The 19,916-nt window shown below is 67.1% G+C and carries 15 protein-coding genes; 8 read left to right on the top strand and 7 right to left on the bottom strand.

Annotation, left to right across the window (positions count from 1 at the left end; translation table 11 throughout):
- Positions 1–8: 8 nt before the first annotated feature.
- The 4 genes from glcE to ACSQ3Q_RS01365 all read right to left on the bottom strand — a co-directional run bounded on the left by glcE (position 9) and on the right by ACSQ3Q_RS01365 (position 4,202).
- Complete coding sequence (gene glcE, locus ACSQ3Q_RS01380; protein WP_436136912.1) at positions 9–1,142, bottom strand: glycolate oxidase subunit GlcE; 1,134 nt, start codon at positions 1,140–1,142, stop codon at positions 9–11.
- Between the two features lie 355 nt (positions 1,143–1,497).
- Complete coding sequence (amt, locus tag ACSQ3Q_RS01375; protein ID WP_436132652.1) at positions 1,498–3,048, bottom strand: ammonium transporter; 1,551 nt, start codon at positions 3,046–3,048, stop codon at positions 1,498–1,500.
- Positions 3,049–3,082: 34 nt separating this feature from the next.
- Positions 3,083–3,421 carry a P-II family nitrogen regulator gene (gene glnK, locus ACSQ3Q_RS01370; protein ID WP_436132651.1) on the bottom strand — a complete coding sequence of 113 codons (339 nt, stop codon included), beginning with the start codon at positions 3,419–3,421 and terminating at the stop codon, positions 3,083–3,085.
- A gap of 49 nt (positions 3,422–3,470) precedes the next feature.
- Positions 3,471–4,202, bottom strand: a complete 732-nt coding sequence (locus tag ACSQ3Q_RS01365; protein WP_436132650.1) for a TorF family putative porin — start codon at positions 4,200–4,202, stop codon at positions 3,471–3,473.
- A gap of 214 nt (positions 4,203–4,416) precedes the next feature.
- Here ACSQ3Q_RS01365 and ACSQ3Q_RS01360 point away from each other — a divergent pair, with 214 nt between their 5' ends.
- Both ACSQ3Q_RS01360 and ACSQ3Q_RS01355 read left to right on the top strand, forming a co-directional pair.
- Positions 4,417–5,961 carry a YifB family Mg chelatase-like AAA ATPase gene (locus ACSQ3Q_RS01360; protein ID WP_436132649.1) on the top strand — a complete coding sequence of 515 codons (1,545 nt, stop codon included), beginning with the start codon at positions 4,417–4,419 and terminating at the stop codon, positions 5,959–5,961.
- A 159-nt stretch (positions 5,962–6,120) separates the two neighbouring features.
- Positions 6,121–6,630, top strand: a complete 510-nt coding sequence (locus tag ACSQ3Q_RS01355) for a MarR family winged helix-turn-helix transcriptional regulator (protein ID WP_436132648.1) — start codon at positions 6,121–6,123, stop codon at positions 6,628–6,630.
- A gap of 405 nt (positions 6,631–7,035) precedes the next feature.
- Here ACSQ3Q_RS01355 and ACSQ3Q_RS01350 read toward each other — a convergent pair whose 3' ends face one another.
- From ACSQ3Q_RS01350 to ACSQ3Q_RS01340, 3 genes are all read right to left on the bottom strand, one after another.
- Complete coding sequence (locus ACSQ3Q_RS01350; RefSeq protein WP_436132647.1) at positions 7,036–8,631, bottom strand: acyl CoA:acetate/3-ketoacid CoA transferase; 1,596 nt, start codon at positions 8,629–8,631, stop codon at positions 7,036–7,038.
- An 82-nt stretch (positions 8,632–8,713) separates the two neighbouring features.
- Positions 8,714–9,970 carry a thiolase family protein gene (locus ACSQ3Q_RS01345; protein ID WP_436132646.1) on the bottom strand — a complete coding sequence of 419 codons (1,257 nt, stop codon included), beginning with the start codon at positions 9,968–9,970 and terminating at the stop codon, positions 8,714–8,716.
- A 2-nt stretch (positions 9,971–9,972) separates the two neighbouring features.
- Positions 9,973–11,193 (bottom strand): thiolase family protein, encoded by a 1,221-nt coding sequence (locus ACSQ3Q_RS01340; RefSeq protein WP_436132645.1) that lies wholly within the window; start codon positions 11,191–11,193, stop codon positions 9,973–9,975.
- Positions 11,194–11,350: 157 nt separating this feature from the next.
- Between ACSQ3Q_RS01340 and ACSQ3Q_RS01335 the strand changes: the two genes are divergently transcribed.
- From ACSQ3Q_RS01335 to ACSQ3Q_RS01310, 6 genes are all read left to right on the top strand, one after another.
- A complete protein-coding gene (locus ACSQ3Q_RS01335) occupies positions 11,351–12,136 on the top strand; it encodes a crotonase/enoyl-CoA hydratase family protein (protein WP_436132644.1) in 786 nt (261 codons plus the stop codon).
- Between the two features lie 40 nt (positions 12,137–12,176).
- Positions 12,177–14,045 (top strand): feruloyl-CoA synthase, encoded by a 1,869-nt coding sequence (locus tag ACSQ3Q_RS01330; protein WP_436132643.1) that lies wholly within the window; start codon positions 12,177–12,179, stop codon positions 14,043–14,045.
- A 19-nt stretch (positions 14,046–14,064) separates the two neighbouring features.
- A complete protein-coding gene (locus ACSQ3Q_RS01325; protein WP_436132642.1) occupies positions 14,065–14,850 on the top strand; it encodes an SDR family NAD(P)-dependent oxidoreductase in 786 nt (261 codons plus the stop codon).
- A gap of 99 nt (positions 14,851–14,949) precedes the next feature.
- Entirely contained in the window at positions 14,950–15,939 is a 990-nt protein-coding gene (locus ACSQ3Q_RS01320) for a Bug family tripartite tricarboxylate transporter substrate binding protein (protein ID WP_010466902.1), read from the top strand.
- A 187-nt stretch (positions 15,940–16,126) separates the two neighbouring features.
- Entirely contained in the window at positions 16,127–17,944 is a 1,818-nt protein-coding gene (locus ACSQ3Q_RS01315) for an acyl-CoA dehydrogenase family protein (protein ID WP_436132641.1), read from the top strand.
- 100 nt (positions 17,945–18,044) lie between these two features.
- Complete coding sequence (locus tag ACSQ3Q_RS01310; RefSeq protein ID WP_436132640.1) at positions 18,045–19,760, top strand: tannase/feruloyl esterase family alpha/beta hydrolase; 1,716 nt, start codon at positions 18,045–18,047, stop codon at positions 19,758–19,760.
- The last annotated feature ends 156 nt before the right edge of the window (positions 19,761–19,916 follow it).

Here is a 19,916-nt window from a genome sequence, read left to right as displayed (position 1 = left end):
AACAGGGCCTACCAGGTGCCGCTCATGCGCCCGGGGTTGAAGATGCCCACCGGGTCGAAGCTCTGCTTGAGGCGCTTGTGGATCTGCTCCAGCGCCGGAGATTTCAAGTCAAATTGGCCTCCAGCGCTGGTTCCATCTGCGCTAGCAGCTCTAAAAATAGTAGCACTCCCACCCGCCGCTCGCGCGGCATCGCGCAGTGCGCCGCCCGCCGATACGGGCGCCTGCACCCAACGCAGCGCGCCATGCCATTCGATGAGCGGCTGGGCCGCAGCAGGCAGGGTGAGCACGGGGGCCGTGGGCGGCAGAGACAGGCGCCAGAGCGCGTGGTCCGGGCGTTGCGCGCGATCAGCAAACCAGGGCAGGGTCTGCTCGCGGCAGGCGGCCCAGTCGGGGGCTGTGGTGCCGGTGTCGAGCCGTGTGCCGCCCATCATGCGGCAGGCCGCTTCCACCGCCGCCACCGCGCCGCGCAGGCGCACATACAGCGTGCCCACGCCCGCATCCTGCACCCAGCAGCTGGCATTGAGCGGCAGCGGCTGCCCGCCCCAGGCGTGCAGCTTGCGCAGGGCGTCCGCCTGGTTGCATTCAAAACGCAGCGTGGCTTCGGCCGGGGCCACCGGCAGCACCTTGAGGCTGACCTCGGTGAGCAGGCCCAGCGTGCCCCAGGCGCCGGCCATGAGGCGCGAGACGTCGTAGCCGGCGACGTTTTTCATCACCTGGCCGCCAAAGCTCAGCAGCTCGGCGCGGCCGTTGATCAGCGTGGCGCCGAGCAGGTAGTCACGCACCGCGCCCACGCTCGCGCGGGCCGGGCCCGACAAGCCAGCTGCGACCATGCCGCCCACGGTGGCGGCGTCGGCCGGGGTTTTTGCAAAGTGCGGCGGCTCAAACGGCAAACACTGGCCGTGCGCTGCCAGAGTGGCCTCCAGTTCGGCCAGCGGGGTGCCGGTGCGCACGGTCACGACCAGCTCGCTGGGCTCGTAGCTCACGATGCCGCGCAGCGCCCGGGTGTCCAGCACCTGGCCCTGCAGGGCCAGGCCGTAGAAGTCCTTGGTGCCCCCACCGCGCAGGCGCAAGGGGGTGCGGTCTGCGGCGGCGGCGCGCACCCGCTCGATGATCTGGGCCAGGGCTGTTTCCATGGCCTGGATCGTAGCGGGTGGGGTCCTCACGGGGCGTTATGGCGCGCGTGAATTTTTTGAACAGCCGGCGTGCAGCAAATGACGGCGGTGGTGCCGCAAGCCCTGGTGGATCGCACGCGCCGGGTGGCACTACTGGTGGGACACAAAGCGAAACGCAGACCCGTGGGTCTGCGTTTCGCGTTCTTCACCCACGAGTTGTTGGCGCCCGACACCCCGTGCTGATTGCCACGTGGCATTGGCGGCTTCCTGCCGGTACAAAAAAGCCCGCCGTGGTCGGCGGGCTGAAGAAACCGAAGGAGCGACTCGCTTGTTCTTGTTGCGACGCTGCGGTGCCACCAGACACCGCAGCGCGTGGGGGCACGGCTTAGCGGTTGTACGCTGTCTCGCCGTGCGATGTGATGTCCAGGCCTTCGCGTTCGTCTTCTTCGGGGACACGCAGGCCCACGGTCAGGTCGACGATCTTGTAGGCCACAAACGAGACCACGCCAGACCACACGACGGTGATCAACACAGCCTTGGCTTGTGTCCAGACTTGCGCGGCGATCGAGTAGTCGGCCGATGTCACCATCGTGGCCGTCACCCAGTCGGCCACGTAGCCAGGACCACCCAGGCCAGGGGCGTTGAACACGCCGGTCAGCAGGGCACCCACGATGCCGCCGATGCCGTGCACGCCAAAGACGTCGAGCGAGTCGTCTGCACCCAGCAGCTTCTTGAGGCCGTTGACACCCCACAGGCAGGCAAAACCACCCACCAGGCCGATGACCAGCGCGCCGCCGATGCCGACGTTGCCGGCAGCTGGCGTGATGGCCACGAGGCCTGCCACGGCACCCGACGCTGCACCCAGCATCGAAGCCTTGCCGCGCATCAGCGCTTCACCGATGCACCATGCCAGCACGGCCGCGGCGGTCGCCACGAGCGTGTTGATGAAGGCCAGGGCGGCGAAACCGTTGGCTTCCAGCGCGGAGCCGGCGTTGAAGCCGAACCAGCCCACCCACAGCAGCGAGGCACCAACCATGGTCAGCGTCAGGCTGTGAGGCGCCATGGCTTCCTTGCCGTAGCCGATGCGCTTGCCCACCATGAACGCGCCCACCAGGCCTGCCACAGCGGCGTTGATGTGCACCACGGTACCGCCAGCAAAGTCCAGCGCGCCAGATTGCCAGATGTAGCCGGCCGTAGCGTTGACCTTGTCCACCACTTCTTTGCTGGTGTAAGCGTCAGGGCCGGCCCAGAACCACACCATGTGGGCGATCGGCAGGTAGCTGAAGGTGAACCACAGCACCATGAACATCATGACGGCGCTGAACTTGATGCGCTCTGCGAACGCACCCACGATCAGGGCGCAGGTGATGCCGGCGAACGTGGCCTGGAAGGCGGCAAACACCACTTCAGGAATCACGACACCCTTGCTGAACGTGGCAGCGTTGGCAAACGTGCCCGCAGCGTTGTCCCAGATGCCCTTCATGAACAGGCGGTCAAAGCCACCGATGAAGGCGCCGCCTTCGGTGAAGGCCAGGCTGTAGCCGTAGACGAACCACAGCACGACGATCAGCGAGAACGTGACCATCACTTGCATCAGCACGGACAGCATGTTCTTGCTGCGCACCAGGCCGCCGTAGAACAGGGCCAGGCCGGGCAGGACCATCAGGATCACGAGGATGGTCGAGGTCATCATCCAGGCGGTGTCACCCTTGTTGGGGACGGGAGCAGGTGCAGCTTCGGCAGCGGCCGGGGCGGCAGCCGCTGCAGCAGCGGGTGCTGGCGCAGCTGCAGGAGCGGGGGCCTCAGCGGCCGGCGCGGCGGCGGCTGCCGGCGCGGTGGCAGCCGCTTCGGGGGTGGCGGGTGCCTGGGCCAGGGACAGGTTGCCCATGGTCAGCAGACCCAGCCCCAGGATGAAGGAAGCAATCAGTTTTTTCATGGCGTTCTTCTCTTGTGTCTGATGCGGCCGGCCCTTACAGGGCTTCCTTGCCGGTTTCGCCGGTACGGATGCGCACCACCTGCTCCAGGTGGGTCACGAAGATCTTGCCGTCGCCGATCTTGCCGGTGCGGGCTGCGTTTTCAATGGACTCGATCACGCGGTCCACCAGGTCGTCGGCCACAGCGGCTTCGATCTTGACCTTGGGCAGGAAGTCGACCACGTACTCCGCGCCGCGGTACAGCTCGGTGTGGCCCTTTTGGCGGCCGAAGCCCTTGACTTCAGTGACCGTGATGCCTTGCACGCCGATGTCCGAGAGCGCTTCGCGCACCTCGTCGAGCTTGAAGGGCTTGATGATGGCTGTCACCATTTTCATTTTTTGGTTCCTCCGACAACGGGCGCACGCGGCGCCCATTGAGACTGGCTTACAGGGTTTTGGTGAGCGTGACGATCACGCGCGACTTGTTCACATGGCCGAAGAAGGCCTTCTTGTTGGCGCCCACCACGGCAGCGCCCAGCGAGACGCCGCTGCCGAAGTCATACGCGCCGCCCAGGCTGTAGTCGACGTAGTTGGGCACGCCCGTGTCCTTGATGTCGCTGGCAAAGCGGGTGAAACCCACCGAAGCCTTCAGCGTGATGCTGGGCGCGACTTCCTGGGCGAACGCCAGGTTCAGGTAGCCGGTGTTGGTGCCCTTGCGGCCCGAGCCTGCCTTGGCGCCAGCCCAGCCGAAGTAGTCCTTGGAGATGGTGTGCGAGTACTTGGCGGTCAGCGGGCCCAGGGTGGCCGCGCCGTACAGCTCGGTGGTGTTGCCGTTGGCGTTGCCGGGGTAGATGTAGGTCAGTGCGCCCACGTCAAAGTCCGCGCCCGCGGCCTTGAACTTGTAGCCACCGTACAGGTCGGCTTCGAGCGAGTTGTTGGCCAGCCAGTCGACGCTGGAGTTCCAGTTGCCCACGTACCAGCCGGAGTCGCCGAAGGCGTAGTCAAAGCCGCCTTGCAGCGCGGGCTTGACGGCCTTGGCCTTGGAGGCGTCCTGGTCCTGGCCACGGAACTTGTAGTTGGTGGTCAGGCTGACGTTGCCCGTGAGCTGGGCGCTCGCCAGCATGGGAAGGGTTGCGACAAGGGCAACGCCCAGGGTCTTGATGATGGCGCGGGTCATGTTTCCTCCGGTTGGACAAATAGGGACGAGCGCTTTAAGCACGGACCGTGCCATTGGCCTTCGACCGCGTGCCGCGCAGTTGCTTCGCGTTACAACGATCCCCCGGTACAGTGGCGGTCTGCCCTCGGCGGCCTGGCGCACTTGATTGGTGCAAAACGCTTGGTCCGCGCATCAAAAAAACATAAAACGCACCCATCTGGGGAGAAACCGCTTCATGAGTCTTGCTTTGGTGCAAAGCCGCGCCCTTCTGGGGCTGCAGGCCCCGTCTGTCACGGTCGAAGTGCATCTGGCCAATGGCCTGCCCAGCTTCACCCTGGTGGGCCTGGCCGAGGTGGAAGTCAAGGAAGCGCGCGAGCGGGTGCGGTCGGCGCTGCAGAACGCGGGGCTGGAGTTTCCCCACAACAAACGCATCACCGTGAACCTCGCGCCAGCGGATCTGCCCAAGGATTCCGGCCGTTTCGATCTGCCGATTGCCATGGGCATCCTTGCGGCCAGCGGGCAAGTCGACGGCGCCCGGCTGGCGGGGTATGAGTTTGCGGGCGAGCTGTCGCTGTCGGGCGAACTGCGCCCCGTGCGCGGTGCGCTGGCCACCAGCCTGGCGCTGCAGGCGCAGCAGATCAATGTGCAGCTCGTGCTGCCCCCGGGCAGCGCCGAAGAAGCCGCGCTGGTGCCCGACGCACAGGTGGTGCGTGCCCGCCACCTGCTCGACGTGGTGCGCGCTTTTTTGCCGCCGGGCAGCACCGCTGGGGGCGATGCAGACGTGGCCAACGATGGCTGGACCCGTCTGCAGCCCACGCCGCTGACGGCCCGCACCGCCGGCCCCGACATGGCCGACGTGAAGGGCCAGGCCACGGCCAAACGCGCACTGGAGATCGCGGCGGCTGGAGGTCACAGTGCCCTGATGGCCGGCCCGCCCGGTTCGGGCAAGTCGATGCTGGCGCTGCGTTTTGCCGGCCTGCTGCCCGCGATGACGGTGCAGGAAGCACTGGAAAGCGCCGCGATTGCGAGCCTGGCTGGGCGCTTTCGGCCCGAGCTGTGGGGCCAGCGGCCGACCGGGTCGCCGCACCATACGGCGAGCGCGGTAGCGCTGGTCGGCGGGGGCTCGCCGCCCAAGCCCGGGGAGATCTCCTTGGCCCATCACGGCGTGTTGTTCTTGGATGAGCTCCCCGAGTTTCCCCGCGCGGCATTAGAAGCCTTGCGCGAGCCGCTGGAGACCGGCCACATCACCATTTCGCGCGCCGCGCAGCGCGCGGATTTTCCGGCGCGTTTTCAGATGATTGCGGCGATGAACCCCTGCCCCTGCGGCTTTCTGGGCTCCACGCAGCGCGCCTGCCGCTGCACGCCGGACCAGGTCAGCCGCTACCAGGGCAAGCTCAGCGGGCCGCTGCTGGACCGCATCGACCTGCATGTGGAGGTGCCCGCACTGCCCGCTGAACAGCTGGTGCAAACCCCGCCCGGCGAATCGACCAGCGCCATCCGCGCCCGGGTGGAGCATGCCCGGGCTATCGCACTGGCGCGGCAGGGCAAGACCAACCAGGCGCTGCAGGGCCAGGAGATAGACACCCATCTGCAGCTGGACGACAGCGCCGCGAAGTTTCTCAACACGGCCGCCGCCCGCCTGGGCTGGTCGGCGCGCAGCACGCACCGCGCCCTCAAGGTCGCGCGCACCATTGCCGACCTGGCAGGCGCGCCCACCACCGAGGTGAGCCACGTGGCCGAAGCCGTGCAGTACCGCCGCGTGCTGCGCAGCCCGGTTTGACCCGCCGCAGCCTTTTCACACCAACACTACAAAAACAATAGCAATAAGTGCTTACAGAATAAGCGGTAGGGCATGATTTGACTCAAAATCAGGTCACATCCAGCCCGTCGAGAGCCCTTCGGACCCGCCCCCCCACATCGCACCACCGCCCATCGCCCCATGCCCAGCGCCCGCCCCTCCAAGAAATCCGCCACCACCACGGCCCCCGCCAGCCCAGTCCCCACCACCGAGTCGGTAGACACCGGGTTTCTGCGCACGCTGGTGGGCTACAACGCGCGCCGCGCGTCGCTGGCGGTGATCGAAGTCTTCATGGAACGCATGGCGGTGTATCGCCTCAAGGTGGTGGATTTTTCGGTGCTGTCGCTGGTGGCGCACAACCCGGGCGTCACCTCGCGCCAGCTGTGCGCCACGCTCAACGTGCTGCCGCCCAATCTGGTGGGGATCGTCGCCGCGCTGGAGCGGCGCGGCCTGATCGAACGCACCCCCCACCCCAGCGACGGCCGCGCGATGGGCCTGCACTTGACGCCCGCTGGCGTGGACCTGACCGCGCAGGCCGAGGGCACGGCCGCAGAACTGGAAATCGACGCCACCTCGCGCCTCACGACCGCCGAGCGCAAGACGCTGATCCGGCTGTTGCAGAAGGTCTACTCGGCGGAGCCTGCCGCCTAGGGAGCCTCTGCACGAATCTCCGCGCCGCGTGCATCTGCGGTCCCGGCCGTCTGCGTTACAAGCAAATGCTCGCAATAGCTACGGCTATTGCTGTGCTTTGCGCCTAGCAGTGGATCCCGATCCGCAGCGCACATTTACCGCTCCATTCGTGCAGAGGCTCCCTATCGATTGCAAGCGAGGCTGCTGCCCCGTGGCGCGGTGGCCGTGGGCCATGCGCAGCTGCTGAGCAGGCAAGGGCCCCGACCGTGCGGGTGTTGACGCGACGGCGGCAGCCGACACGCAGCGACCTCCTTCATCCCGACAAAACAAAAGCCAGCCGAGGCGCTGGGCCCCGCTGGCTTTTTGGGGGGGCACACGCTTTTCGCCGTGTTCCCGAGGCTCAGCGCGCAGGCGTGGCCGATGCGCTCACGCAGCCGCGTGTGCGTTGCGCTCTGCCTCGTCGGCCTTCGCCGCCATGGCCTGCGCCAGGCCGCCCCACTGCGCGCGGAACAGGCCCGCGTCCATGGTCTTCACGTTGCGCATGATGGGCTTGAAGCCCATGTGCGCCAGCACGTCGCGTTCGAGGTCAATGCCCGGCGCGATCTCGGTCAGCTCCAGGCCTTCGGTCGTCAGGTGGAAGACGGCGCGCTCGGTGACGAAGAGCACGTTCTGCTCGCGCTGCGCAGCGTCCAGGCCGTTGAAGGTGATCTGCTCGACCTTCTCGATGAACTTGCGCGAGCGGCCTTCCTTGACGATGGTGAGCTTCCCATCAGCCACTTGCACTTCCAATCCGCCCGCGGTGAACGTGCCGCAGAACACCAGGTGCTTGGTGGACCGCGTGATGTTCACAAAACCGCCGCAGCCCACGGGCCGGCCGTTGAACTTGCTCACGTTCACGTTGCCGTGGTTGTCGGCCTGCGCCAGGCCCAGAAAGCTCGCGTCCAAACCGCCACCGTCATAGAAATCGAACTGCAGCGACTGCTCGATGATCGCGTCGGCGTTGTAGGCCGTGCCGAAGTCCCCGAGCTGCGCGGGTATACCGCCGGTGATGCCGCTTTCCACACTCAGCGTGAACTGGTCGGACACGCCCTCTTCCGCCGCCACCGACGGCACGCCCGCGGGGATGCCGATACCCAGGTTGGTGATGGCGCCGGGTGTGAGCTCCAGCGCCGTGCGGCGCGCGATGACCTTGCGCTCGTCCAGCGGCATGGGCGCGAGCGAATTGAGCGGCACGCGCACATCGCCGCACAGCGCGGGGTTGAACTGCGTGGTGATGGTCTGCATGTGGTTCTCGGGCTGGCTGACCACCACGTAGTCCACTGACACGCCCGGCACCTTGACCGACTTGGGGTGCAGGCTGCCGGCCTTGACGATGCGCTCCACCTGCGCAATCACGATGCCGCCGCTGGCCTTGGCCGCGTGGGCGATGTTGATCTGCTCCAGCAGCACGCCTTCCTTGTCCAGCGTGATGTTGCCGTTCTCGTCGGCCAGCGTGCCGCGGATGATGGCCACATCGACCTTGGGCGAGGGGTAGAACAACCACTCCTCGCCGTTGAATTCGACCAGCTTGACCAGGTCTTCGGTGGACTTGCTGTTGAGCTTGCCGCCTTCGATGCGCGGGTCCACGAACGTGCCCAGGCCCACCTTGGTCAGCAGGCCGGGGCTGCGGCTGGCGATGTGGCGCGTGAGGTGCGACAGGCTGCCCTGCGGGAAGTTGTAGGCCTCGACCTCGCCGTCGAACACCATCTTCATCATCTCGGCGCCGGTCTGGCCGAAGTGGCCCGCCACCGTACGCTTGATCATGCCCGGGTGGGCAAAGTGCACCATGCCCGCGTCCTTGCTGTTGCCGATGGCGCCGCAGGCCCAGGTGGTCACGTTGCGTGGGTGGCCGGTGTCGAGAAAATTCTTCTCCACGCCCTTGAGCACTTCCTCGGGCAGGCTGGACACAGCCAGGCCGCCCAGGAAGATGGTGGCGTTGTCGGGGATCAGGGCTCCTGCCTGGGCTGCGGTGATGATTTTCATGGTGGCCTTGGATTGGATACTATGCTTTTGATAGCTGCTAGCGCTTATGGAATAAGCGCTAGAGACCGATTTGGCTCGAATACTAGGCGTCGGGGTTTTCTATCAGCAAGGCCATGCCCTGCCCGCCGCCCACGCAGGCACTAGAGATGCCGTAGCGCAAGCCGCGCCGGCGCAGCTCGCGCGCCAGTGTCACCGTCAAACGCACGCCAGTGGCGGCCAGCGGGTGGCCCAGCGCAATCGCGCCGCCGTTCACGTTGAGCTTGTTCCGGTCCAGGCCCAGTTCGCGCTCGACGGCGATGGTCTGCGCGCCCTGGGCTTCGTTGATTTCAAACAGGCCGATGTCATCCAGCGTAAGCCCCGTGCGCGCCAGCAGCGCACGGATGGCAGGCGCCGGGCCGATGCCCATGTACTCGGGCGCCACACCCACAGCCGCCGCACCGCGCAGGCGCGCCAGGGGCTTCAAGCCGCGCCGCTGCACATACGCGTCGCTGGCCACCACGGCGCCCACGGCCGCGTCCACCAGGGCCGAGCTGTTGCCCGCCGTCTGCACGCCGCCGGGGTACACCGTGCGCAGGCCCGCCAGGGCCTCAACGGGCGAGGGGCGCGGGTGCGTGTCGCGGTCGAGCTGCGCCACCTTGCGCGGCAGCGTGATGCCGCGCGTGGCGTAGCCCGCCAACTCGAACTTCTCGCTCGTCACCGGCACGATCTCGCCGGCCAGGAAACCATCGGCCTGGGCCTTGAGCGCCAGCTCGAATGAGCGGGCCGCATACGCGTCCACGTCTTCGCGGGTGATGCCGTATTTCTTTGCCAGGTTCTCCGCGGTCTCGATCATCGTGACGGGGCCGGCGGTGTCGATCAGCGCCTCCATCAGAAAGTCCTTGAACTCCACCGGCGCACCGAGCTTGAAGCCCGTGCGGTGCGTGTACGCGGCAATGGGGTTGCGCGTCATGGACTCGGTGCCCACCACCAGCGCTACGTCGGCGTAGCCCAGCGCGATCTGGTCGGCGGCCTGGCGGAACAGCTCGAAGCCGGTGCCGCAAATGCGCTGCACCAGGATGGCCGGCACGCTCTGCGGCACGCCCGCATACAGGCCGATGTGGCGCGGCAGCACGAAGGCGTCGAAGTCGGCCTGCGCCATCGAGCCGGTGATGACCGAGTTCACGTCGGCGGCGGGCACGCCGCTCTTCTCGAGCACGGCGCGGGCCACCTTGATGCCCATGTCGGTAGGCGACACGTGGCCCAGCGGGCCGCAGTAGTCGACCATGGGCGTGCGCACGCCGTCTACCAGCCAGGCGTTCAACGGGGCAGAAAAGGAATGTTCGGTGCTTGTCGTGGTCATGGTCATGCCTTGGAAGTTTTGCTGCTTCTGCTGTCGGTCACGCGCAGCACGGTGGCGTAGCCGGTGTCGCCCGCCGCGCAGCCGGTGAACAAGCCCACGCCGCCGCCTCGCAACACCAGCTCTTCGATCAGTTCGATGATGGCGCGCAGGCCGGTGGGCGCCTGCGGGTGGCCCCAGATGATGGAGCTGCCGTAGTTGTTCATGCGCTCCCATGCAAAGCCGGTGTCGCGCGCCAGTGCGATGTCGTTCACGGCGAACGGGTTGTGGGTCTTGATGGCATGCACGTCGGCAATCGACAAGCCCGCGTTCTTGAGCGCATTAAAAGCGGCCGGCGACGGCGCCATGGGCATGAAGCCGGCCTCCACCCGCGACATGCCGAAGCCCAGGATCTCAATCTCGATGCCGGGGTCGGTGGCCACGGCACGCGCCCGTTCGCGCGTGGTGACGATGGCGCCTGCGTTGCCGTCGGCCGGGTGCGTCTGGCCGCCAAAAGTCACGGTGCCGCCCTCTTTGACTGGCTTGAGCTTGGCCAGGCCTTCGGCGGTGGTAGGGAAGATGCCCTCATCGGCGGCAAGCGTGCCGGTCTGCTTGCGGAATTTCGAGTCGGTGATCGGCACGTCGGCCATGTAGCGCTTTTGAAAGGCGCGGTCGTCGGCCAGTGCCGCCTGGTACTGCGTGTAGCGGTGCAGCTTGAGCGCGTGCTGCTCTTCGGTGGTGATGCCATAGCGTGCCGCCACGTTCTCGCCCGTCTGCAGCATGGGGTTCTTGGCGTAGGGGTCTTGGCCCATGTTGTCGGGCACCCAGTGCTCGGTGATGCCGTAGCCGCCGGTACCGCTGGAGTCGGGGTAGTACACCACCGGGCCGTTGGACTGGCGGTCGGCCATCACCAGCAGCGCGCTGGTGGCCGTGCCGCAGGCCACCTCTTGCGCCGCCATCTGCAGCGCACGCACGCTGGTGGCGCAGGCCTGCTGCACGGTGGGGCCGGCCACGCGGTCGATGCCCATCATGCCGGTGACCCAGGGCAGGCCGTAGAAACTGCCCTTTTGCGGGTTGGTGATGCCGAGGATCGCCAGGTCCACCGCCGCCAAGTCGTACCCGCGCGCGGCCAGCGCCTGCTTGCCCACGGTGGCCGCCAGCGGCAGCGCATTGAGGTTGGCCAGCGAGCCTTGCCACTTGGCAAACGGGGACGACCAGTAGATACCGTAGGGGATGAAGGCGTTCATGGCGGGTCCTTGCGATGAGTCGGTGTCATTTTAGTTATTTATCATAACCATATGGCAATCCGGGAAAGCTAGGGAAACCACCTAGCAAAGACCGTCGTTGTGGCCTTGTTTTAGTTATTTTTGATAACCATAATTTCCCTAACTCACCCTGACTACCATGACCCAGCATTCCGACATCTCTCTAGAAATCCGCGGCGAACACGAGGAAATCGCGGTCATCCGCCTCACCCGCCCCGCCAAGCGCAATGCCTTGAACGACGGCCTGATCCTGGCGCTGCGGGACCTGATGGAGACGCTGCCCGCCTCCGTGGGCGCGGCGGTGATCGATGGCGAGGGCGACCATTTCTGCTCGGGCCTGGACCTGTCCGAGCTCAAGGAGCGCGATGCCGGCCAGGGCCTGCACCACTCGCGCATGTGGCATGCGGCGCTGGACCGCGTGCAGTTCGGCCCCGTGCCCGTGGTGGCCGCGTTGCACGGCGCGGTGGTGGGCGGCGGCCTGGAGCTGGCCAGCGCCTGCCACATCCGCGTGGCCGACGAGTCGACCTTCTACGCGCTGCCCGAAGGCTCGCGCGGCATCTTCGTGGGCGGCGGCGGCGCGGTGCGCATCCCGCGCCTGATCGGCACGGCGCGCATGACCGACATGATGATGACCGGCCGCGTCTACAACGCAGTGGACGGCGAGCGCGTGGGCTTCGCGCAGTACCTCGTGCCCACCGGCACGGCATTCGACAAGGCCTTCGAGCTGGCCCAGCGCATTGCGCAGAACGCGCCGCTGACCAACTACGCGCTGATGCACGCGCTGCCGCGCATTGCCGAGCAACCGTCGGACCAGGGCCTGATGACCGAAGCCATGATGGCCGCCATCGCCCAGAGCGCCCCCGAAGCCAAGGCGCGTGTGCGGGCTTTCCTCGACGGCAAGGCCGCCAAGGTCAAGAAGGACTGAGAAAGCGGTATCGCGCCCGCGAAAAGCCTCGAAAGCACCTATGACGGCAACCAACCCCTCCCCCCGCTACCGGCCGCTGCGCTTTGGCGTGACCGAAGTCAGCACCCGGCAGGCCGACGACGGCGTGGTCTACGTGCGGGCCACGCAAGACCTGGAGGCCTACCCGCTGCGCCTGACCGACCGGCTGGCGCATTGGGCCCAGACCGTGCCCGACCGGACCTGGATGGCCCAGCGTGTGAAGAACGCCGACGGCAGCCTGGGCGAGTGGCGCCACATCACCTACGGCCAGGCCTGGCAGGCCGCACGCAGCATTGCCCAGGCCCTGCTCGACATGCACCTGAGCGCCGAGCGCCCCGTGGCCATCCTGAGCGAGAACGACCTGGACCACGCGCTGCTGTCGCTGGGCTGCTTGGTGGCCGGCGTGCCGCAGTGCACGGTGTCCACCGCGTACTCCACCATCAGCCAGGACTTCGACAAGCTGCGCCATGTGCTGGACACGCTGACCCCCGGCCTGGTGTTCGCCAGCGACGCCGCGCGCTTTGCGCGCGCCATCGAGGCCACCGTGGCCGACGACGTGAAGGTAGTGCTGGGCACCGGCAGCATCCCGGGCCGCAGCACCGTGGCCTTCAGCGACCTGCTGGCCACCCCCGCCACGCCGGCCGTGGATGCGGCGCACGGCGCCATCACGGCCGACAGCATCGCCAAGTTCATGTTCACCTCGGGCTCCACCAAGCTGCCCAAGGCCGTGATCGTGACGCACGGCATGTGGGCCGCCAACCTGCAGCAGATGAACCAGTCCATGCCGGTGCTGGCCGAAGAGCCCCTGGTGCTGGTGGACTGGCTGCCGTGGAACCACACCTTCGGCGGCAACCACAACTTCGGCATCGTGATCTACAACGGAGGCACGCTGTATTTGGACGAAGGCAAGCCCACGCCCAAGGGCATGGCCGAGACCATCCGCAACCTGCGCGAGATTGCGCCCACGGTGTACTTCAACGTGCCCACCGGCTTTGAGGTGATCGCGCACACCATGAAGACCGACGAGCAGCTGCGCAAGAACCTGCTCAGCCGCGTGAAGATGTTCTTCTTTGCCGCCGCCGCGCTCTCGCAGCCCATCTGGGACTCGCTGTTCGACAGCGCCGAGCGCGAAGTGGGCGAGCGCATCGTGATGAACACGGGCCTGGGCATGACCGAAGGCTGCCCGTTCTGCGTGGCAGTCAACAGCCCCGACGTGCAGGCGGGCGACATCGGCGTGCCCACGCCGGGGCTCGAATTGAAGCTCGTGCCCGTGGACGGCAAGGTCGAGGTGCGCTACCGCGGCCCCAACATCACGCCCGGCTACTGGCGCAATGCCGAGGCCACGCGCGACGCCTTCGATGAAGAGGGCTTCTACTGCTCGGGCGACGCCGTGAAGTGGATCGACGAGAACGACCTGAACAAGGGCCTGAAGTTCGACGGCCGCATTGCCGAGGACTTCAAGCTCAGTACCGGCACCTTCGTGAGCGTGGGCCCCATGCGCGCCAAGATCATCGCGGCCTGCGCGCCGTATGTGCAGGACGCAGTGATCACCGGCATCAACCTGAAAGAGATCGGCGCGCTGCTGGTGCCCACGCCCGCCATCCGCGCGCTGAGTGGCCTACCCGACAGCGCCAGCCAGCAAGAAGTGTTGGAGAGCGCACCCGTGCAGCAGCACTTCCAGCAGGTCTTCAACCAGCTGGCGGCCCACTCCACCGGCAGCGCCACGCGCGTGGCCCGCGCGCATTTGATGGCCGAGCCGCCATCCCTCGACAAGGGCGAGATCACCGACAAGGGCTCCATCAACCAGCGCGCGGTGCTCCTGCACCGCGCTGCGCTGGTCGACGCGCTGCACGGCGGCGCCCTGCCTTTCACCATCGTTCCCCAACACTGACTCCTCCAAGGACACCACCATGCACATCCAAGGACAAGCCGCCATCGTGACCGGCGGCGCATCGGGCCTCGGCGAAGCCACCGCCCGCGAACTGGCCCGCCTGGGCGCCAAGGTCGCCGTGCTTGACCGCAATGCCGAGCTGGCTGAGAAGGTGGCCGGCGCCCTCTGCAGCGAGTTTGGAGACGGCGCCGCTATAGCCTGCGCCTGCGACATCACCGACCCCGCCAGCGTCACCGCCGCGTTGGAGAAAGCCGCCGCAGCCCACGGCCCCGCGCGAATCCTGATGAACGTGGCCGGCATCGGCAGCGCCAAGCGCATCGTGCAGCGCGACGGCAGCGCCGCGCCGCTGGAAGACTTCACGCGGGTGGTGACCATCAACCTGATCGGCAGCTACAACGTGAGCCGCCTGTTCGCCGCCGCCTGCGCCAAGCTGGCCCCCTTGGACAACGGCGAGCGCGGCGTGATGATGTTCACCGCCTCGGCCGCCGCGTTCGACGGCCAGGTGGGGCAGCAGGCTTACAGCGCCTCCAAGGGTGGCCTGGTGGGCATGACGCTGCCCATGGCGCGCGACCTGGCACAGCACGGCATCCGCGTGTGCACCGTGGCGCCGGGCCTGTTTGCCACGCCGCTGATGAAGGAGCTGCCCGAGGCCGTGCAGCAGTCGCTGGCGGCCAGCATCCCCTTCCCGCCGCGCCTGGGCAAGCCCGAGGAATTTGCCGAGCTGGCCTGCCACATCGTGACCAACGGGCACCTGAACGGCGAAGTCATCCGCCTGGATGGCGCCCTGCGCATGGCGCCACGGTAGCGCGCCGCGGAGCGGCGCAGCGCCGACATAACGAGAGAGTGTGAGAACACCCCAGTTGCTTTTTGAGATTTCCATCCGATACACACCAGGAGACAAACCATGACCACCACACGCCGTCAATTCGTTCAGGCCCTTGGCGCCAGCGCCGCGCTGGGCGCCCTGCATCCCTTCGCCGCCCACGCGCAGGTCGAGCAGGTCAAGGTCTACTTCGGCTTTCCGGCCGGCAGTTCGGGCGACACCGTCGCACGCCGCGTGGCCGAGAAGTGGGGCGGCACCGCGTTCAGCAAGAACGCCGGCGTGGTGGAGAACAAGCCCGGCGCAGGCGGCCGCATTGCGCTCGAGACACTGAAGGCAGCGCCTGCCGACGGCTCGGTGCTGGCCGTGGCACAGGTGTCGGCGCTGGCCAACTACCCGCACATCTACAGCAAGATGAACTACACCGACAAGGACTTCGCGCCCGTGTCGATCGCCGCAGTGATGCACCACGGCCTGGCTGTGGGCCCCATGGTGCCCGCCAGCGTGAAGACGGTGAAGGACTTCCTCGCCTGGGCCAAGGCCAACCCCAAGGACGCGAGCTACGGCTCGCCCGGTGCGGGCTCCACGCCCCACTTCTTGGGTGCGCTCTTGGGCATCAACAGCGGCGTGGACCTGCGCCATGTGCCCTATCGGGGCTCCATTCCCGGCGTGACGGACGTGGTGGGCGGGCAGGTCGCCGCCATGGTCACGCCGCATGGCGACTTCATTGCCAACTACAAGGCCGGCAAGATCCGCATCCTGGCCACTTCGGGCCCCAAGCGCTCCATCTACGTGCCGGATGTGCCCACGTTTGCCGAACAGGGCTTCCCTGAGCTGACCACCGAAGAATGGTTTGGCTTCTACGCGCCGGCTGCGACACCCAAGCCCGTGATCGCCGCCGCCAACGCAGCCATCAACGCGGCGCTGAAGGAAAAGTCGGTCATCGACAGCCTGGCCATCGTGGGCCTGATGCCCCACGGCTCCACGCCCGAAGAACAAGCCCGCTGGCAAAAGGCCGAGTACGACACCTGGGGCCCGCTGATCAAGAAGATCGGCTTTACCGCAGATTCCTGACCCCGCGCCCGGGCGCCGAGCAGGCAGACCCGGGACAACAAAGCCAGAGGCTGGGGCGCCCACACCCCAGCCCAGGCCGCCGCATGGCGAGTGCGCGGGCTGCCGTGGATGACGAATTCAAGCAAAAAATGGCCTTAGCGCTTGTTCCATAAGCATTTATAGCTATCAACTTAAGAGCAAACAAACAATGCAAGCACGCCTGGCCCTTGCCGACATCGAGCACCTGCTGACCCAGGTGCTGCAGGCGCCCGCGCAGTGGCAGGCGCTGCCGCCGTTTGCCGACACCGATGGCGAGCTGGCGGCGCAGGTGCTGGACGAGGCCGCCAAGTTTGTCGACAGCGCCATCGCCCCGCTGCAGCGCAGTGGTGACGAAGAAGGCTGCCGCTTTGACGCAGGCCAGGTGCACACGCCCGCAGGGTTCCGCGAGGCGTACCAGGCCTTCTGGCAGGCGGGCTGGCCCTCGCTCTCGTGCGCGCCCGAAGACGGCGGCCAGGGCTTGCCGGCGGTGCTCGAATGTGTGCTGTTTGAATGGCTGGCCGGTGCCAACCACGGCTGGACCATGGCGCCCGGGCTGCTGCACGGTGCGTACGAATGCATCCGGCACCACGCCAGCGACGACCTCAAGGCCCGCTATCTGCCCAAGATCGCCAGCGGCGAATGGCTGGCCACCATGTGCCTGACCGAAGCCCACGCGGGCAGCGACCTGGGCCTGGTGCGCACACGCGGCGTGCCGCAGCCCGACGGCAGCGTGCGCGTGAACGGCAGCAAGATATTTATCTCCGGCGGCGAGCACGACCTGACCGACAACATCGTGCACCTGGTGCTGGCGCGATTGCCCGATGCACCTGCGGGGCCGAAGGGCCTGTCGCTGTTTTTGGTGCCCAAGGTATTGCCGAACGTCGAGAGTCCGGATGGCCTGGGCGAGCGCAATGCCGTGGTCTGCGAGCGCATCGAAGAAAAAATGGGCCTGCACGGCAGCCCCACCTGCGTCATGCGGTTTGACGACGCCACCGGCTGGCTGGTGGGCGAGCCGAACAAGGGCCTGAGCGCCATGTTCGTGATGATGAACGCGGCACGCCTGCACGTGGGCCTGCAGGGCATTGGCCTCTTGGAAGCCGCGTGGCAAAAGGCCAGTGCCTACGCGGCCGAGCGCCGCCAGATGCGCGCGCCCGGCGCCAAAGACACGAGCCTGATCCAGGACCACCCCGCCATCCGACGCATCCTCGCCACGCAGCGCGCGTGGATCGACGGCGGGCGCGTGCTGGCCTACCACACGGCCCTGCAGCTCGACACCGCCAAGCACAGCACCGATGCGGCCGAGCGCGCCGCCGCGCAGCGCTGGTGTGCGCTGGTTACGCCGGTGCTCAAGTCCGCGCTCACAACCCAAGCTTTTCACGGCGCGAGCGACTGCCTGCAGGTGTTCGGCGGCCACGGCTATGTGCGCGAGTGGGGCATCGAGCAGATCGTGCGCGATGCACGCGTGGCGATGATCTACGAGGGCACGAACGAGATCCAGGCGATTGACCTGCTGGTGCGCAAGGTGCTGCCCGATGGCGGCGAGGGCCTGGCTGCGCTGCTGGATGCCCTGCCCGCGGGGACGGGCGGCCACGCCACCACGCCCACCGCAGCGCTGGCGCGCCGCCGCACGCTGATCGAGGTCACCCAGGTCCTGGCCCGCGCCGCACAGGCCGACCCCGGGCTGCCCTACTGGGTGGCCGACGACTACCTGCGCGCCGTGGCGCTGGTGCTGCTCGAATGGGCCTGGGGCCACATCAGCGCGGCCAGCCCGGCTGCAGATCCACACGGCAGCGCGGGCGATGGCGCGGGTGCATCCACCGAAGCCGGGGCGCGCTGGGCTGCACCGGCCGACGCGTTTGCCCGCTGGGTGTTGCCCGAGTTCGATCTGCGCATCGCCATCGTGCGCGAGCGTCTCGCGGCTCCGGCAAAGAAATTTGTGCCCGAATTGGCCTCCAGCGCTTATTCAATCAGCGCAACCAGCTCCTGATTCAGTAGCAAACCCAACCCACCTCCCTTTTCCCCTCCCACAGCGTGTCGAGGCCGCGCTGCGGGCCTTCCTGCGCCTCAGAAAAACCGGAGACAACAGCATGAACATCGCGAAAAGAAGAATGCGCATCCACCCGCTGGCCCTGGCCGCGCTGCCGGCAGCGTTGCTGATCGGCTGCGGCGGGGGCAGCAACTCGTCGGACACGGTGCTGCCGCAACTGGCGGCCGCAGCGCCGGGCACGCTGGCCACCTGCGCCGAGCTGGCCAGCAAGTTCACCCACCCCAACACACAGATCAGCCTGGCCGAACCAGTGGCTGCGGGTGCCCTGACGCGGGGCGACGTCCCCATGCCCGCACACTGCCTGGTGCGCGGCGAGATGTTCGCCAGAACCAGCCCCCAGGACGGCCAGCGCTATGCCATCGGTTTTGAGATGCGCATGCCTACAGCCTGGAACGGCCGGTTCTTCTACCAGCCCAACGGCGGCTCCGACGGCGTCATCTGGCCTGCCATTGGCTCCCAGACCGGGCCGCAGCCCACCGTGGCGCTGCAGCAGGGCTTCGCAGTGATCAGCTCCGACGCCGGCCACACCGGACAGGGCAATACGACCTTTGGCATCGATGCCCAGGCGCGGCTGGACTATGGCTACCAGACGGTGGCCAAGCTGACCCCGATGGCCAAGGACCTGATCGCATCCGCCTACGGACGCAAACCCGACCGCTCCTATATCGGCGGCTGCTCCAATGCCGGCCGCCACACCTTTGTGGCCATGACGCGCATGCCCGGTGAATACGACGGCTATCTGGCCGGTGCCCCCGGCTACCGCCTGCCGCTGGCCGCCATTGCCAACCAGTTCGGCGCCAAGCAGTACGCCACCGTTGCCACAGATCCGGCCGATCTGTCGACCGCCTTCACGGGCGCCGAGCGGGCTATGGTGTCTGCCAAGGTGCTTGACAAGTGCGATGCACTGGACGGGGTGAAGGACGGCATCGTGCAAGACACCGCCGCCTGTCAGGCCAGCTTCGACTTTCAGCGCGACATCCCATCGTGCTCCGGTGCGCGGGACGGCAGCTGCCTGACACCCGCACAGAAGACGGCCATCGCGCCCATCTTTTCCGGCGCCGTGGACAGCAAGGGCAACAAGTTCTATGCGAGCTTCCCGTTCGACACGGGCCACAACGCGGCGGACTCGTCGTTCTGGGAGTTCTTCGTATCGACCAACATCGACCCCGCGATGACGGCGATGACCTGGGGCTCGCCACCCGTGTCCCCCACGGGCTTCAGCGGCGCAGCCTATGCGCTGACCACCGCCATCGACACCATGCTGGCATCGGTCGCAGCCACCAGCGGCGTGTACACCGAGTCGGGGCTGAGCTTCATGCAGCCTGTGAACCCCACCAACTTGTCCACGCTCAAGCAGCGCGGCGCCAAGGTGATGGTCTACCACGGCGTGAGCGACCCGATCTTCTCGGCCAACGACACGGCCAGCTGGTATGACGGCCTGCGCAACAACAACAGCGGCGACGCATCGAACTTTGCGCGGTACTACCCCGTCCCCGGGATGTCGCATTGCGGCATGGGCCCGGCCACCGACCAGTTCGACATGCTCACGTCGCTGGTGAACTGGGTGGAAAAAGGCCAGGCCCCCGACAGCGTGGTTGCCGGCGTGCGGACTGCAGGCAACGTCGCCGGCCCCAATCCGGACTTGCCCGCCAGCTGGTCCGCCAACCGCACCCGCCCCCTGTGCGCCTACCCCAAGGTGGCGCGCTACAACGGCACGGGCGACATCGAAAGCGCAAGCAGCTTCAGCTGCAAGTAGCGCAAGGCCGGTGGGCGCAGGCGCTAGCTGCCTGAGCCCACCGTTCTCCACCGCTACCCATTGCAAACCCACGGCAAGCCACCGCAATTCGCCCTGCAGTGGCTGCTTTTTCTTGCACTGGGCGGGCGCCGCTGCCACGATGCAACCGCAGCGCTA

The organism is Acidovorax sp. LjRoot129 (assembly GCF_964253765.1).
Classification (GTDB): domain Bacteria; phylum Pseudomonadota; class Gammaproteobacteria; order Burkholderiales; family Burkholderiaceae_C; genus Acidovorax.
Note: the sequence above shows the minus strand (reverse complement) of the source record. Positions and strands in the feature narration are given on the sequence as shown.

Bases quoted from the DNA above. Each gene is read 5' to 3' on its own strand.
- amt (WP_436132652.1), bottom strand. From the start codon at position 3,048: ATGAAAAAACTGATTGCTTCCTTCATCCTGGGGCTGGGTCTGCTGACC.
- glnK (WP_436132651.1), bottom strand. From the start codon at position 3,421: ATGAAAATGGTGACAGCCATCATCAAGCCCTTCAAGCTCGACGAGGTG.
- ACSQ3Q_RS01365 (WP_436132650.1), bottom strand. From the start codon at position 4,202: ATGACCCGCGCCATCATCAAGACCCTGGGCGTTGCCCTTGTCGCAACC.
- ACSQ3Q_RS01360 (WP_436132649.1), top strand. From the start codon at position 4,417: ATGAGTCTTGCTTTGGTGCAAAGCCGCGCCCTTCTGGGGCTGCAGGCC.
- ACSQ3Q_RS01355 (WP_436132648.1), top strand. From the start codon at position 6,121: ATGCCCAGCGCCCGCCCCTCCAAGAAATCCGCCACCACCACGGCCCCC.
- ACSQ3Q_RS01350 (WP_436132647.1), bottom strand. From the start codon at position 8,631: ATGAAAATCATCACCGCAGCCCAGGCAGGAGCCCTGATCCCCGACAAC.
- ACSQ3Q_RS01345 (WP_436132646.1), bottom strand. From the start codon at position 9,970: ATGACCACGACAAGCACCGAACATTCCTTTTCTGCCCCGTTGAACGCC.
- ACSQ3Q_RS01340 (WP_436132645.1), bottom strand. From the start codon at position 11,193: ATGAACGCCTTCATCCCCTACGGTATCTACTGGTCGTCCCCGTTTGCC.
- ACSQ3Q_RS01335 (WP_436132644.1), top strand. From the start codon at position 11,351: ATGACCCAGCATTCCGACATCTCTCTAGAAATCCGCGGCGAACACGAG.
- ACSQ3Q_RS01330 (WP_436132643.1), top strand. From the start codon at position 12,177: ATGACGGCAACCAACCCCTCCCCCCGCTACCGGCCGCTGCGCTTTGGC.
- ACSQ3Q_RS01325 (WP_436132642.1), top strand. From the start codon at position 14,065: ATGCACATCCAAGGACAAGCCGCCATCGTGACCGGCGGCGCATCGGGC.
- ACSQ3Q_RS01320 (WP_010466902.1), top strand. From the start codon at position 14,950: ATGACCACCACACGCCGTCAATTCGTTCAGGCCCTTGGCGCCAGCGCC.
- ACSQ3Q_RS01315 (WP_436132641.1), top strand. From the start codon at position 16,127: ATGCAAGCACGCCTGGCCCTTGCCGACATCGAGCACCTGCTGACCCAG.
- ACSQ3Q_RS01310 (WP_436132640.1), top strand. From the start codon at position 18,045: ATGAACATCGCGAAAAGAAGAATGCGCATCCACCCGCTGGCCCTGGCC.